Origin of the sequence: Brachybacterium sp. JB7 (assembly GCF_003335205.1) — a bacterium.
In the GTDB taxonomy this organism is placed as follows: domain Bacteria; phylum Actinomycetota; class Actinomycetes; order Actinomycetales; family Dermabacteraceae; genus Brachybacterium; species Brachybacterium alimentarium.
Window position 1 is genome coordinate 72,873 of sequence record NZ_QPGN01000011.1, and the last position, 15,250, is coordinate 88,122.

The following is a 15,250-nucleotide window of genomic DNA, read 5'->3' on the forward strand; positions in this document are numbered from 1 at the left end:
CCGCCCGTGGGACGAAGTCGTCCGCGGGGTGGCCACGAGCGGCCAGGGTGCCATATCCCCAGCTTGCCCGGTGGAATCACGCGCGCCACGGCTTCGTCCCCCCGCTGGATGCCCAGTCGGTCGGGTGCTCAGTCGGTCGGGTGCTCAATCGGCGGGGTGCTCAATCGGCGGGGTGCTCAGTCGGTGAGAGCGGCGTAGTCGTCTCCGAGCGCCATGTAGCGGGAGTCCCAGACGTCCATCCCGGGGACCTCTCCCCCGGTGACCACGCCGACGAGCCGGTCCAGGTACCACTCCCAGCCGGGGCCGACGTGCCGGATCATCTCGGTCGGCACGTCGTGGTGGCGCAGTCGCACGCGGGTGACGGGCTCGGACGGGTCGCTCGGCCCCGGCGCGTCGGCCACTCCGGCGGCATCGGCCGCCCCCGCGACATGGGTCGCCCCCGCGGCGTCGGCCGACCCGTTGGCGGTGGCCGCGCCGGCCACCCGGGCTGCGTCGGCCGTCTCGGACCCGAGCGCGTCGACGAGCTCGACGGAGAGTCGCCAGCCGCCCGCCTGCGGCGAGGTGCTGACCGTGAGCAGCTCGGCCGGCTCACAGGCATGGATCGTGCACTCGCTCGCAGAGGCCTCACCGGGCTCGGCAGTCATCGTGATCTGGACCCGGCCCGTCGTCGGATCACCGGTGAACGTGCCGAACCAGGTGGCCAGCAGGTCGGAGCGGGTGAGATGGTCCCAGATCAGCGAGCGCGGGGCGAGCACGGAACGGGTGAGGACGAGATCGTGGCCGTCGTGGTCGAGAAATCCGGTGATCGCCATCTGTCTGCTCTCCTGGTCGTCAGCGCGGGCATCTCCGCGGATGCCGCCCACGGTAGCCGGGGCGCTGGACCGGGAACAGGGGCGACGACCGAGGAGAGCCGAGCGCCAGCAGAGCGACAGCCAAGGCGGCAGCGAGTGCGACAGCAGAGGCGACAGCAGGGACGACGGCAGAGCGGGAACGGAACGAGAACAGAGGTGTCCCCGGGCCGACCTTGATAGTATGTTACGAGTCCCGAAACTGTCGTTCCGCATGTCGAAACGCGATGTCGGGAGCCGTGCCTGACAACGACCAGGAGGTACCCGTGCCGTCCCCGGACAGCCTGCCCACCCTCGGCCGGGCGAGCGCCCGCCGCCTGCCCCTGCTCGGAGCCTCGGCCCCTCAGGACCCCTCGCGCGCCGGCATCATCCACCTGGGTCTCGGCGCCTTCCATCGCGCCCACGGCGCCGTGCACACGGCCCGCGCGCTCGCGGCCGAGGAGGGCGACTGGGGGATCATCGGCTTCGCGAACCGCTCCCGTTCCGTGGTGGATCCGATGCGCGCGCAGGACGGCCTGTACAGCGTGCTCGAGCTCGCGGACACCGGCACGCGGGCGGATGTGGTCGACGTGCACCGCGGATTCGGCATCATGGCCGAGGATCCTCAGGCCGTGGTGCGCGAGATCGCCACCGCGCAGCGCCGCATCCTCACCCTGACCGTCTCCGAGGGCGGCTACTCCGTCTCCCCGCGCACCGGACACCTCGACGTCGACTCCGCCGCGATACGCCGCGATCTCGAGGACCCCGCGAACCCCCGCAGCGTCATCGGACTGCTCGCCCGCGGCCTCGCGGAACGCGCCGCCAGCGGCGAACCGTTCACGGTGCTGCCCTGCGACAACGTCTCCTCCGCCGGGCAGACGGCGCGGCAGATGGTCACCGAGTTCCTCGACCACACCTCCGCGCCCGACGACGTCCTGGCCTATGTGCGCGATCAGGTCGCCTTCCCCGACGCGATGGTGGACCGCATCGTCCCCGCCTCCACTCCCGGAACCTCCGACCAGGTCGCCGAGCTGCTGGGCGTGCGTGACGACGCTCCGGTGCGCGCCGAGAAGTTCTCCATGTGGGTGATGGAGGATCACTTCCCCGCGGGCCGCCCCGCATGGGATCGCGGCGGCGTGATCATGTCCGACGAAGTGAGTAAGTACGAGCAGGTCAAGCTGCGGATCCTCAACGGGCCTCACTCCCTGATCGCCTATCTCGGGGCGCTCGACGGCCGTGCCACGATCCCCGCCTCCTTCGAGCAGGACTGGATCGCGGAGTCCACGCTCGCGCTGATCCGGGACGAGAACCTGCCCACGATCGACCTGCCCTCGGGCCTCGACGCCGACGGCTACATCGAGGACCTCACGCACCGCTGGCACAACCACGACCTGGGGCATCGCACCCGCCAGGTGGGGTCCGACGGGTCGATGCGCCTGCCCCAGCGGATCCCGACCCCGGCCCTGTTCCATCTCGAGCAGGGGCGGATGCCGGCCCTGCTCGCGCTCACCGTCGCCGCCTGGTTCGCCTGCGTGGTCCCGCCCCGCGGCTTCGAGCCCGGCGAGCAGGCCCGGGCGATGAGCGACCCCGATCAGGCCCGGCTGCAGGAGATCGCCTCCCGTGCCGACACCCCTGCCCAGCACGCTCGCGCCCTGCTCGAGAGCGGCTGCCTGTCCGAGCAGCTCGCTCAGCACGAGGACTTCGTCGTCGCCGTCGGAGAACTGCTCACCACGATCGTCACGTCGGGTCCGCGCGCCGCGGCCGCCGACGCCCTCGCCGCATCCCTGAAGGAGAACCGCTGATGAAGGCACTGACCATCCACGCCGCCGAGGACATCCGCTGGGCGGACGCCCCCGAGGTCGAGCCCGGCGAGCACGAGGTGCGCCTGCGCGTCGCGTACGTCGGCATCTGCGGCTCCGACCTGCACTACTACTTCCACGGGGCCAACGGGGCGTTCGTCATCACCGAGCCGCTGATCCCGGGCCACGAGCTCTCCGCCGTGGTCGACCTGGACCCCAGCGGCGAATTCGCGCCCGGCACACCCGTGACCGTGCACCCCGCCCGCTACGGCACGAGCGCCCCGGACATCGAGGACCGCCCCCACCTGTGGCCCGGCGGCGACTACCTGGGCAGCGCGAGCGTCACCCCGCACCGCCAGGGCGCCGCGTCCGAGTACCTCGTCATCGACCGCGAGAACCTGCGCCGTCTGCCCGAGTCGCTGCCGCTGCGCCGTGGCGCACTGGCCGAGCCGCTCGCCGTCGCACTGCATGCGGTGACGATCGCCGGCGACGTCACCGGCAAGAAGTGCCTGGTGCTGGGCGCGGGTCCGATCGGACTGCTGGCCGTGGCGGCGCTGCTGCACCGCGGCGCCGCGTCCGTCGACGTGACCGATGTGCGCCCCGAGCCGCTTCAGCGCGCGAAGTCCCTGGGTGCCTCGGAGACGATCCTGGTCACCGAGACGGGCCCCGAGGACAACGCCTACGACGTCGTGCTCGAGTGCTCCTCCGCGCCGGTGTCGCTGTCCTCCGGTGTGTGCGCGGTGCGGCCCGCCGGGATCATCGTGCAGGTCGCGATCCTGCCGAACACGGACATCCCCGTGAACCTCGCCGCGCTCGTGGCCAAGGAGGTCCAGCTGCGCGGCACCCAGCGCTTCGACGGGGAGATCGACGAGGCCATCGAGGTGCTCGCCGCCGACGCCCGCTTCGACGCCGTCGTCACCCAGGTCCTCCCCGCGGCAGACGCGGTCGAGGCCTTCGCGACCGCGAAGGACGCCTCCCGCTCCGCGAAGGTGCTGCTCGAGCTGTGAGGACCACGAGGGCCGACGCACTGCGCGTCGGCCCTCCCCGCCGCTTCAGGCCCTCCCCGCCCCGTCAGCCGTCCTGCCCTGACCGCCGACCCTCCGAGAGGATCCCCCATGACCACCACCGATCGACCCTCCCTCCCCGAGCGCACCGCCGCCGCTCGACTGATCGTCGTGATCCGCGGCGAGCGTGCCGATCAGTACGCGCCCGTGCTGGAGACCCTCGCCGGCGCCGGGATCCGCTCCGTGGAGCTGACCCTGTCGACCCCGGGCACCCTCGATGAGCTGCCCACCCTGCTGGAGCGCTTCGGCGACCGGCTGGACATCGGCATCGGCACGGTCACCGACCCCGATGACCTCCGCCTCGCAGCCGAGCGCGGCGCCCATTACATCGTCACGCCGATCACCCGGGCAGACCTGCTCGACGCCGCATCGGACGCCGGGATCGCGATCGTGCCCGGTGGGCTCACCCCGAGCGAGCTGCACGCCGGTTGGGCCGCGGGCGCGGCCGCCGTGAAGGTGTTCCCCTCGAGCGTCGTGGGCCCGGGCTACCTCAAGGATCTGCGCGGGCCCTTCCCGGGCATCCGCGTGATCCCCTCGGGCGGCGTGGACCTCGAGGCCGCGGCGACCTGGCTCCGCGCCGGGGCCGACGCCGTCTCCGTGGGCGGCCCGCTGCTGGGCGACGCGCTCAAGGGCGGCAGCCTGGACGACCTCGCCGACCGCGCCGCCCGGTTCGTCGGCGTCACCACCCGGGAGTCGGGAGCATGAACGAGGCGCCCGACCCCACCGCGGGCCCCCGGGTCGTCGCCGTCGGCGAGACCATGGCGATGATGCGCAGCGGAGTCATCGGCTCCCTCGCCCACCTGCCCTCCGTCGACATCTCGCTCGGCGGTGCCGAGTCGAACCTCGCGATCGGTCTGCGTCGGCTCGACATCCCGACCGCCTGGGTGAGCCGGGTGGGCGATGACCCGCTGGGCACGCGCGTGACGCGGGAGATCCGCGCCGAGGGCGTCGACGTGCGCTGCACGGTGGACCCGGAGCGGCCGACGGGCCTGATGATCAAGTCCCGCCCCTCGGGCACGACCACCCGGGTGGACTACTACCGGGCGGGCTCCGCCGCTTCCGCGCTCACCCCCGAGGACCTGCCGGCCGGGCTGCTCGAGCAGGCAGAGATCGTGCAGGTCAGCGGGATCACTCCGCTGCTGTCGGAGTCGGCGCACGCCACCAACGTCGCCGCCGTGCAGCGCGCCGTCGCCGCCGGGACCACCGTCAGCCTCGACGTGAACTACCGCTCCCGCCTGGGCTCCCGCGAGCTGCTCGCGCAGCGGCTGGGCGAGCTCCTGGAGCACGTGGACATCCTCTTCGGCGGGCCCGAGGAGCTGTCGATCCTCGCCCCCGGCGTGGACGATTCCGACCCCCGCGCCTTGCTGCACGCGCTCGCCGCTCCGGGCCGTCAGGTGATCGTCAAGCTCGGGGCCGACGGCGCCGCCGCCCTCGCCGACGGCGAGGTCCACGAGGCGGCCGGGAACCGGGTCGACGTGGTCGACACCGTCGGCGCCGGCGATGCCTTCGTCGCCGGCTACCTCAGCGCCCAGCTCGACGGCCTGGACGTGCCCGCACGCCTGGCCCGGGCGAACGCCTGCGGAGCCCTGGCCTGCACGACTCCCGGCGACTGGGAGGGCGCGCCCCGCCGGGCGGACCTCGAGGCCCTGCTCTCCGGCGAGGCCACGGACCCCGTCGCCCGCTGACGCGGCAGCTCAGGCGTCCGCCGGCACCTGCGCCATCGCCGGGTAATCGGTGTAGCCCACGCGCAGGTCCGCGCCGTCGACCGGGTAGAACGTCGCGGGGTCCTGCGCGTTCAGCGCCGCGCCGGCCGCGATGCGCTCGGCGAGGTCCGGGGTGGCGATGTAGTCGCGGCCGAAGGAGACGGCGTCGGCCATGCCCGCCTCGATGAGGCGCTCGCCGGCGGCCGCCGTCATCAGGTCGTTCGCGACGACCGGACCGCCGAACAGCGAACGGATCACGCCGATGAGGCTGTCCTCCGCCTCGACCTCGCGGATGAACAGGAAGGCCACCTCGCGGCGCCCGAGCTCCTCGGCGACGTGGCCGAAGATCGAGCGCGGATCGCTGTCGCCCATGTCATGCTCCTCGCCGCGCGGCCGCAGGTGCACGCCCACGCGGCCGGGGCCCCAGACGTCCGTCACCGCGTCGGTGATCTCGAGCAGGAAGCGCGCACGGTTCTCGACGGTGCCGCCGTACCGGTCCTGGCGGTGGTTGGTGCTGTCCTGCAGGAACTGGTCGATCAGGTAGCCGTTCGCGCCGTGGATCTCCACGCCGTCGAAGCCGGCCCGCTTCGCGTTCTCCGCACCGCGCCGGAAGTCCTCGACGATCCCGGGGATCTCGTCGGCCTCGAGCGCGCGGGGCTGCACGTAGGGGCGCTTGGGGCGCAGGCGCGCCACGCGGCCGGCCGGCGTGACGGCGCTCGGCGCGACCGGGGCGTCGCCGCCCAGGAGCTCGGGGTCGGAGATCCGGCCCACGTGCCAGAGCTGCAGGAGGATGCGGCCGCCCGCGGCGTGGACGGCGTCGGTGACCAGGCGCCAGCCCGCGACCTGCTCGTCGCTCCAGATGCCCGGGGTGCCGTGGTAGCCCACGCCCTGCGGGCTGACGCTGGTGGCCTCGCTGATGATCAGACCGGCGCCCGCGCGCTGCGTGTAGTACTCGGCGGTCAGCTCGGTGGGGACGCGCTCATCGCCCGTGCGGGCACGGGTCAGGGGCGACATGATGATCCGGTTGGGGAGCGAGAGCTCGCCGAGGTCGAGCGGCGTGGTCAGAACGGACATAGGGGTTCTCCTCCGCGGCACGCGGCCGCTGGTCGTGATCGGCGCCTCGTCTCCCGGCAGGAGCCGACGGGCCTCCGGCGCAGGGCCGACGGGCGCACTCCCTGCGGGCAACCGTGCCGGTCGCCGCCCTATTCCTCGTCGCGTCACAGCTCACGCGATGCCTGCTGAGCCGACGGAGCACGCACTGGACCGACACCGCCCCCTTGCGATCGTTCGCATTGCTAACTACTCTGGGGCATCGTGACCACCTCTCCTCCCGCCTCCGGCGATCTCCCCCAGCACCTCGCACTGGTCTGCAGCCAGTTCTCGCGGCTGGCGGCGCGACGCTCCGAGGTCGGCGTCGGAGCCGTCTCCTGGCGGGTGGTCTCCACGATCGAACGGCACGGGCCCCTGCGCCTGAGCGAGATCGCCGATCGCGAGCGGGTCTCCCGCCCCACGGCGACCACCGTCATCCAGCGCCTGGAGGAGGAGGGCCTGGTCCAGCGCGAGGGCGACCCCACCGACTCCCGGTCCTCCCTGGTCACCACCACCGAGCAGGGCTCGGCGCAGCTCGCCGCGTGGCGCCGCCAGCTGGCCGTGGGCGTCGGCGGTCTGCTCGCACCGCTCCCCGCCGAGGACCTCGCCACCCTCGATCGCGCCGCCGAGATCCTCGCCGGTCTCATCGACACCCACGACGGGTGACCTCGCGGGGCGGCCCCAGGGCCGTCCTCGCCTCGTCTCACCCGCACCCCTCCCTGACCGCCAGCGCCCGGTCCTGTCCCTCGTCACGGACAGCTGACCCACCTCGGCCCGCTCCCGGACGCGTCCGTCCCCACCGAAAGGTCCCCCGCATGACCGCACACGCCACCGAGGCCCCGACCGCCGCACCGTCGGCCGCGACCCAGCACGCCGCGCCCACCCTGCGCGACGCCTTCCACCAGCCCAAGTCCGTGTGGGCGATCGCGTTCGCCGCGACCGTGTCCTTCATGGGCATCGGCCTCGTGGACCCGATCCTCCCCGCGATCAGCACCCAGCTGGACGCCAGCCCCTCGCAGGCGATGCTGCTGTTCACCAGCTACCTGTTCATCACCGCGATCGCGATGTTCTTCACCAGCTGGTTCGCCTCGAAGATCGGGGTGAAGCGCACGCTGCTCATCGGGCTGGTCCTGATCGTGGCCTTCGCCGCTCTCGCAGCGGGCGCCAGCGGGGTCGAGGAGATCATCGGCCTGCGCGCCGGCTGGGGCCTGGGCAACGCCCTGTTCATCTCGACCGCGCTCGCGGCGATCGTGGGCGCCACCGCCGGCCCCAGCAGCGGCGCGATCATCCTGTACGAGACCGCGCTCGGCATCGGGATGGCGCTGGGCCCGCTGCTCGGCGGTCTGCTCGGCTCGGTCTCCTGGCGCGCGCCCTTCGCCGGCACCGCGGTGCTCATGGCCATCGGCTTCCTCGCGATCCTGGTGCTGCTGAAGAAGGAGGACAGGCCCGCGCACGTCTCCCCGCTCGCGGCGCTGAAGGCCCTCTCCCACCCGGCGCTGCGCACCCTCGCGCTGACCGCCATCTTCTACAACTTCGCGTTCTTCACCCTGCTGGCCTACTCGCCCTTCCCGCTCGAGGCGGCTGCCGCCGCGAAGGGCGGCGAGTTCGGGGCCATGGGCATCGGCGGCGTGTTCTTCGGCTGGGGCGTGGCCCTCGCGATCACCTCGGTGTTCGTCGCCCCGATCCTCACCCGGAAGCTCGGGCTGATCCCGACTCTGCTGACGGTGCTCGGCCTGCTCGCCGTGCTCATGCTCGCGATGAGCTTCGCCCAGGCCTCCATGCCGGCGCTCATCACGCTCATCGTGATCGGCGGTCTGCTGCTGGGCGTCATGAACACGGCCCTCACGGAGACGGTCATGGAGGCCACCGATCTGCCCCGCGGCGTGGCCAGCTCCGCTTACTCCGGTGTGCGCTTCCTGGGCGGCGCGATCGCCCCGGCCATCGCCGGACCGCTCGCCGCGGCGACGGCGCCGGGTGCCCCGTACCTGCTGGCCACGGGCACGCTGGTGCTCTCCATGCTCATGCTCGTCATCGGCCGCCGCCACCTCGCGAGCGTCGGGCAGCACCACCTCAGCCCCGCCGAGGAGGCCGAGGCGATCACCACCGGCGACGAGGTCTGAGCCGGATCCTCGCCCCGGCTCCGCCGCTCGACCCGGCGTGCTCGCCGCCCTCCCGGGTGGCGAGCACGCCGGGTCGCCGCGTCCGAGCACGCCGACGTCGGAGCATCCGAGCAGGCAGGTGTCGCGGCGCGCGACCACGCGGGCCTCGCAGCCTCCGACCACCCAGGTGTCGCAGCCTCAGAGCAGGCAGGTGTCGCGGCCTCAGAGCCCCAGCACGGCGGTGGCGATCGAGAAGTAGATGATCAGGCCGGTGGCATCGCAGAAGGTGGAGATGAAGGGGTTGGAGAAAACCGCCGGGTCCGCGCCGATCCTCTTCGCCACCAGCGGCATCAGGCCGCCGACGATCGCCGCCATGGTGCAGATCGACATCAGCGTCAGCCCCATCACGGTCCCGATCGACAGCCCGTAGACCAGGCTGGCCACGACGAAGCCGAGCACGCCCAGCACGAGGCCCAGGGTCGCGCCCACCCGCAGTTCTCGCCAGACCACCCGCGGCAGATCACGCACTCGCACCTCGTCCACGGCGAGCGCGCGGGTCACGGTGGTCGCCGCCTGGTTGCCGGTGTTGCCACCGGTGCCGGTCAGCAGCGGGATGAACAGTGCCAGGACCACGACCTGGTCGAGGCGGTCCTCGAAGATCTCGAGCACCTGGACGGTGAGGATCGCGGAGATCGCGAGCACGAGCAGCCAGACGATGCGGCTGCGCACGATCCCGAAGATCGAGGTGGACAGATAGGCGCGCGGCAGGGGCTCCGAACCGCTGGTGCGGGCGGAGTCCTCGGTGTTCTCCTCCTCGATGATGGCGACGGCGTCGTCGACGGTGAGGATGCCCACCAGGCGGTTCTCGGCATCCACGATCGGCATCGCCAGCAGCTTCGCGCTGAAGAAGCGTCGCGCCGCGTCCTCTCGGTCATCGGTGGCCAGGGCGTGGACCGCCTCGTGCGCGATGTCTCCCACGCGGGCCTCGGGATCCACCAGCAGCAGGCGCCGCAGCCCCACCACGCCCTCGAGGCTGCGGGTGGCGTCGATGACCGGGAGCAGGTAGATGGTCTCGGGCTCCGCAGCATGGGTGCGCACGTGCGCGAGCGCCTCCGCCACGGTCCACTCCGGCCGGAGCGAGAGCACCTCCGGCGACATGTAGCGCCCGATGGAGTCGCGCGGATACCCCAGGACCGAGGTGGTCATGGCCCGCTCGTCGGCGTCCAGTCCGTGCATGAGGCGTTCGGCGACCGATGCCGGCAGCTCGTCGAACAGCGAGGCACGGTCATCCGGGTCGAGGTCCCCGATGATGTCGGCGACCTGCTGCGTGCGCAGCCCGGAGATCAGCTCGGCCTGATGGTGGGCCGGGAGTGCTTCGAAGACCGTCAGCGCGATCGACTTGGGGAGCACCCGGAACAGCAGCGCCGCCTCGGTGGCGGGGCGAGTCTCGACCAGATAGACGAGCTCGCCCACGGGCAACTCGCGCGCTTCTCGCGCGAGATGCTCGAGCTGCCCCTCGTGCTGGGGCTCCTCACGCAGCAGGGTGAGGACGGAGTCGACGGTCGCCTGGGTTCTGGTCACGAAGCCATTGTGTCCGACTCCGGAGCGATTGTGGGCAGCGCCGAGGGCAGGCCGGTCACCTGATCGGCGCCGAGCCGCCCGACCATGTGCTCGGGGCTGAGGAGCGCAGCGGGAGCGGCGCCCGGGTCACTGTCCGCTGAACCAGAATCCGTCGAAGGGGTCCTTGTAGACCCGGTAGCCGTGGCTGGCGGAGTCGTAGCGATAGGAGGCCAGGATCGTCCCGTCGGCCGTGCGCTCGGAGAACTCGTTCGCGCGCCCGGAGTTGGTGATCATCGGCTGGTCGATCCCGCCGTCGCCGAGGCGGAACACGCTGGAGACCACCGAGGAATACGGCAGCTCGACGACGGAGTCCTCGCGGAAGCTGCCGGAGGCCTCGTCGACCAGGTAGCGCAGGGCGTGGCTGACGCCGTCGTGCTCGTCCGTGGTGGCGTTCTCGGGCCCCGCGTCCTGCCAGTCCGCCTCGTCGCGGGTGCCGAGGTCCCAGTAGTTGTTGTTGAACATCTCCAGATAGAACTGCCCCTCGGGCAGGGCGTCGTCGTCGAGCCGGCGCACCGTGTGCTGGCCCGCGTTGCCGATCACGGTGCCCTCCGGGGCGAGGAAGCGATCCTCGTAGCCGGTGCCCTCCCACAGCTCCTGGACGCCGATCATCCACCGCACGGAGGGCTCGGAGCCGGGGTCGAGCGCGTCGTCGAGGGCGATGATCGTCGAGGTCTCGCGGGCCGAGAGGATCATGACCCCGTCGACGATGTCGATCGAGTTGACGTGGATCCAGTCCTTGCCGGGGACGGCCGAGCCGCCTGCCTCGCCCTCCTGGGCGTGGGCGCGGCTCTCGTACTCGGGCAGCACCTCCTGGAGGTCCACCACCTGGGCGACCTCGCCGGTGCCGAGATCCACCCGCACCACCCGGTCCTCGACCCGGTCCGACGTGGAATCCGACGTCAGCACGTAGGCGACGTCCCCCACGAGGGTCAGGTCGTGGTGGACGCTGTGATCCCCCAGGTCGATCAGGTCCGTGGCATGGCCGAAGGGGTCCAGCACGCCGATCTGCCGCGAGCCCGTCGTGGTGACGATGCGGCCGCCCTCGGGCGCGAAACGATGGGCGGCGGTATCCCCGGAGAGGACTTCGCCGCGCATCGTGCCGGTGTTGTCGAACAGGTAGGTGTTGTTGCTGAGGACGGTGACGCCGTTGAGTGCGAACAGACCCGGTGTGAGGGCGTCGGCGTCGGTGATCTCGGCGGCGAGGGAGGTGCCGTAGCCGGACTCGGTGGTGGGGGCCTTGATGCGCAGCTCGCCGACGCCCTCGCCGCTCGCACCGTTCTCACCGCTCGCACTGGCGTCCTCGCCGCCGTCGCCGGCGCCCTCGGCGCTGTCCTCGGGGCGCCACGTGAGGGTCAGCGTGTTGTGGGCGCCGGGGACCAGGCCGACGACCAGACCCTCGAAGCCGGTTCCGGTGGCGTGGTTGGCGATGGTGCGCCCGAAGTCGGCGGTCGACGCGGCCCGCACCAGGGCGTCGAGCTCGCCGGCCGATCCGTCCTCGAAGAACACGTACAGCCCGGTGCGGGTGCTGCCGTAGGGATCCAGCACCAGCAGGGGATCCTCACGGGTCCACTGCTTCTCCGCCTTCTTGGCCTGCAGCGCCTCATGGCGCGCCTGCTGAGTGGTCGCCTCGTACAGGGGCGGCGCCTCCTCCCCGTCCGGGAGGTCGTAGCCGACGATCCACACCGTCCAGTCCCCGCGGGAGGCGGGGTCCTCGCGGTAGACGACCTCGAGGTCGGCGACCGCCTCGGTGTCCGGCTCCTGCGGGCCGAGCTCGGCGTCCTCCTCGTCGCAGGCGGCCAGCGCCATCAGCGCCAGTGAGGCACCGGCGGTGCCCGTCAGCAGGGTCCGACGGCGCACCGGGGAACCGGCCGAGGGCGAGGCGGGCCGTGGGGTGCCGCGGAATCGATCGGTGAGCATGGGCCCACCCTAGGAGGGAACTCCCCCAACGGTGCCGCGAAGGGCGCGAGAAGCGCTGCGAGCACGCGGGCTTCGAGCACCGCGCGCTCGCAGCCCGTGCGGACTCACCGCGCATGGTCACCGCTCGTGGTCACCGCGCGGGTTCACCAGTCGTGCACGGAGCCGTCCCGGAGACGGTTCACCGGCAGGTAGGCAGGCACGTACTCGTGAGCGGCCGCCGCCTCTTCGTCGAGATCGACGCCGAGGCCCGGGGTCTCGCCCGGGTGCAGCAGACCGTCCTCGAAGACGTAGCTGGTGCGGAACACCGACAGGGTGGTCTCCGAGTGCGGCATGAACTCCTGGATCCCGAAGTTGTGGATCGCCAGGCCCAGGTGGAGGTTCGCGGCCATGCCCACCGGGGAGACGTCGGTGGGGCCGTGGAACCCGGAGCGGATCCCGTAGACGGCGGCGAAGCTCATGATCTGGCGCAGCCCGGTGATGCCGCCGGCGTGAGTGGCCGAGGAGCGGACGTAATCGATCAGGCGCTCGGTGATCAGGGTCTGGTAGTCGTACACCGAGTTGAAGACCTCGCCGATGGCCAGCGGCGTCACCGAATGCTGGCGCACCAGGCGCAGCACATCCTGGTCCTCGCCGGGGGTGCAGTCCTCGAGCCAGAACGGGTCGTAGGGCTCGAGCGACTTCGCGAGCCGGGCGGCCTCGATGGGGCTCATCCGGTGGTGGCCGTCGTGCAGGAGACGCAGCTCGGGGCCGAACTCCTCGCGCACGCCGGCGAAGACGGTGGGCAGATGACGCAGGTAGGCCCGGGTATCCCAGGTCTCCTCCGTCGGCCGCATCGCGGAGCCGTCGCCGAGCGTCTCGGCGCGGTCGGCAGGCTCGTACTCGTACTTCCCGCCCGGGGCCGAGTCGTGGACCCCGTAGATCTGGTCCAGTCCGGGCACGCCCGCCTGGATCCGCACGGCCTGGAAGCCCTGCTCGACGTATCCGTGGATCGCCTCGTTGAGCTTCTCGATCGTGGTGCCGGAGGCATGCGCATAGGTGAGCAGACCGGTGCGCGAGGCGCCGCCGAGCAGCTTGTACAGGGGCACGCCGGCCTTCTTCGCCGCGATGTCCCACAGCGCCATGTCGATCGCGGAGATGGCCGCCATGGTGACCGGGCCGCGGCGCCAGTACGGGCTGCGGTAGAGGTACTGCCAGGTCTGCTCGATCGCGGACTCGTCCCGACCGATGAGCGTCGGGGCGACGTGGTCACGCAGATAGGAGACGACCGCCAGCTCGCGGCCGTTCAGCGTGCCGTCGCCGAGGCCGACGACGCCGTCGCTCGTGGTGACCTTCACGGTCACGAAGTTCCTGCCGGGGCTGGTGACGTTGACGTCGATGCGTTCGATGCTCATCGGGTGCTCCTCCGGGGAGTTCTGGTGTGGTCGTGGGGTAGGGAGATGAAGCGTGGGGTGCGCGCAGCAGTGCTGCGGCTGCCAGCGGCCCGTACCTTCCCGCGGGTGGCACGGGCGGCCGCCCTCACATGGCGGGGCGGGGATCGGTGAGGTCGCGCCCGGCGACCTCCTTCATCCAGATGGCGGCGAACAGGGCACAGGCGCTGAAGAACATGATGATCACGGCGACGGGGATCCAGGAGCCGGTGACGTCCACGAGCACGGCCGCGATCACCGGGGTGGCGCCGGTGGCGATGATCGCCGCGACCTCGCGCACCACACCGGTGGCCTGGTAGCGGTTCTTCGCTCCGAAGATCTCGGGCAGGGTCAGGTTCTCCATCGATGCCAGGGCCATCACGCCGAGGTTGTGGATGATCACGTAGCCGACGATGACCTGCCAGGTCACCCCGCTGACAATCAGCAGCACACAGGGCAGGGCCGCGATCAGGCCGGCGGCGCTCATGATCGTGTACATCGTCTTGCGGCCGAACCTGTCGCCGAGCAGGCCGATCACGGGCACGGTCGCGAAGGCGAAGAGCGAGGAGATGATGACGACCTCGGTGGAGAGCTGCTTGTCCAGCAGCAGGAAGACCGTCATGAAGGTGATCAGGTAGGTCTGGATCATGCCGGAGTTGCCGGCCTGGCCGAAGCGCAGCAGGAAGGCGACCGCGACCGACTTCACCGTGAGCGACCGGGCCTCGGCGAACTCCTCCGCCTCGGCAGGCGCCTCGCCGGCGGCGATCTGCTCGTCATCGACCACCTCACCGTCGGCCACGTCGCCGCGGGCCTCGAAGACGGGGCTCTCCTTGAGGTTCAGACGCACCCACACGGCGAAGACCATCACCACGGCGCTGGCGATGAAGGGGACGCGCCAGGCCCAATCCAGCAGCTGCTGCTCGGTGACGACCACCAGCAGCAGCCCCCAGATCGCGGAGGCGAACAGGGTGCCGCAGTTGGTGCCGAGCGCGACCAGGGAGGCGACCAGACCGCGCCGCCTGACCGGGGCGTACTCCGCGAGCATCACGCCCGCGCCGGAGATCTCGGCGCCCGCTCCGAAGCCCTGCAGGAGTCGCAGCAGCACGAGCAATGCAGGCGCCGCCAGGCCGATCTGGCCGTAGGTGGGCAGCACGCCGATCAGCGTGGTGGCCGAGCCCATCAGCACGATCGTGTAGAAGAGCACCTTCCTGCGGCCGATCCTGTCGCCCATCCGGCCGAAGTACCAGGCCCCGACGGGGCGCGCTACGTAGCCGACGCCGTACGTGGCCATCGCGCCGATCACCGCCATTCCCGGATCCGAGGAGGCGAAGAAGAGCTGACTGAACACCAGCGCCGCCGCGAGCGAGTACAGCTGGAAATCCATGAACTCCAGGGCGGTGCCGAGCCAGCCGGAGATCGCCGCCCGCACGAGGTCGCCCACCGAGCGCACAGGGACTTCCTTGCCGGGAGGCATGGCCCCGGAGTGCAGCCCATCGGGCGTGTCATATCGATCGGCGGAAGCGGTCGGGTTGGTGCTCATCGTGCTCCTTCGCGCGGCCCACTGGACGCGGGCGAGCCGGGATCTGCGGGTGGCTTTCCCCGTCTGATCCCTGTATCGTTTCGTAGTGCAAAACGTCTGTTTCGAGATGCGCGACAAGCATAAACCTGCCGACGGAGGTCAGCAACGCCGTCCCGGCGCGGCACCGAGGCGGGACGACGAGACGGA

12 protein-coding genes are annotated in these 15,250 nt (G+C 71.6%); 6 read left to right on the forward strand and 6 right to left on the reverse strand.

Translation table 11 applies throughout. The features are described 5' to 3' along the window. Positions 1–176: 176 nt before the first annotated feature. A complete protein-coding gene (locus tag CIK81_RS13025; protein ID WP_096163706.1) occupies positions 177–812 on the reverse strand; it encodes an SRPBCC domain-containing protein in 636 nt (211 codons plus the stop codon). 302 nt (positions 813–1,114) lie between these two features. On the opposite strand from CIK81_RS13025, the gene CIK81_RS13030 reads away from it, so the two are divergent. From CIK81_RS13030 to CIK81_RS13045, 4 genes are all read left to right on the forward strand, one after another. Next, positions 1,115–2,629, forward strand: coding sequence for a mannitol dehydrogenase family protein (locus CIK81_RS13030; RefSeq protein WP_199586369.1), 1,515 nt, complete (start codon positions 1,115–1,117; stop codon positions 2,627–2,629). Continuing rightward, positions 2,629–3,633, forward strand: a complete 1,005-nt coding sequence (locus CIK81_RS13035; RefSeq protein WP_096163708.1) for an L-idonate 5-dehydrogenase — start codon at positions 2,629–2,631, stop codon at positions 3,631–3,633. Before CIK81_RS13030 ends, CIK81_RS13035 begins: the two co-directional genes overlap by 1 nt. A gap of 108 nt (positions 3,634–3,741) precedes the next feature. Further along, positions 3,742–4,395, forward strand: coding sequence for a bifunctional 4-hydroxy-2-oxoglutarate aldolase/2-dehydro-3-deoxy-phosphogluconate aldolase (locus CIK81_RS13040; RefSeq protein ID WP_096163709.1), 654 nt, complete (start codon positions 3,742–3,744; stop codon positions 4,393–4,395). Next, a complete protein-coding gene (locus CIK81_RS13045) occupies positions 4,392–5,375 on the forward strand; it encodes a sugar kinase (RefSeq protein WP_096163710.1) in 984 nt (327 codons plus the stop codon). Before CIK81_RS13040 ends, CIK81_RS13045 begins: the two co-directional genes overlap by 4 nt. 9 nt (positions 5,376–5,384) lie before the next feature. Here the strand turns inward: CIK81_RS13045 and CIK81_RS13050 are convergent, their stop codons facing one another. Continuing rightward, entirely contained in the window at positions 5,385–6,467 is a 1,083-nt protein-coding gene (locus CIK81_RS13050; RefSeq protein ID WP_096196218.1) for an alkene reductase, read from the reverse strand. A gap of 240 nt (positions 6,468–6,707) precedes the next feature. On the opposite strand from CIK81_RS13050, the gene CIK81_RS13055 reads away from it, so the two are divergent. Further along, the gene (locus CIK81_RS13055) at positions 6,708–7,148 is read left to right on the forward strand and encodes a MarR family winged helix-turn-helix transcriptional regulator (protein WP_241964160.1); all 441 of its coding nucleotides are present in this window, start codon (positions 6,708–6,710) and stop codon (positions 7,146–7,148) included. Between the two features lie 149 nt (positions 7,149–7,297). Then, positions 7,298–8,602, forward strand: coding sequence for an MFS transporter (locus CIK81_RS13060; RefSeq protein WP_096196220.1), 1,305 nt, complete (start codon positions 7,298–7,300; stop codon positions 8,600–8,602). Between the two features lie 201 nt (positions 8,603–8,803). On the opposite strand, the gene mgtE is transcribed toward CIK81_RS13060, so the two are convergent. The 4 genes from mgtE to CIK81_RS13080 form a co-directional block, all read right to left on the reverse strand. After that, positions 8,804–10,162 (reverse strand): magnesium transporter, encoded by a 1,359-nt coding sequence (gene mgtE / locus CIK81_RS13065; RefSeq protein WP_096163714.1) that lies wholly within the window; start codon positions 10,160–10,162, stop codon positions 8,804–8,806. A 126-nt stretch (positions 10,163–10,288) separates the two neighbouring features. After that, positions 10,289–12,118, reverse strand: coding sequence for an aryl-sulfate sulfotransferase (locus tag CIK81_RS13070; protein ID WP_114355794.1), 1,830 nt, complete (start codon positions 12,116–12,118; stop codon positions 10,289–10,291). Between the two features lie 143 nt (positions 12,119–12,261). Further along, the gene (gene manD, locus CIK81_RS13075) at positions 12,262–13,509 is read right to left on the reverse strand and encodes a D-mannonate dehydratase ManD (protein ID WP_114306219.1); all 1,248 of its coding nucleotides are present in this window, start codon (positions 13,507–13,509) and stop codon (positions 12,262–12,264) included. A gap of 124 nt (positions 13,510–13,633) precedes the next feature. Beyond that, positions 13,634–15,064 (reverse strand): MFS transporter, encoded by a 1,431-nt coding sequence (locus tag CIK81_RS13080; RefSeq protein WP_338075608.1) that lies wholly within the window; start codon positions 15,062–15,064, stop codon positions 13,634–13,636. Between the last annotated feature and the right edge of the window lie 186 nt (positions 15,065–15,250).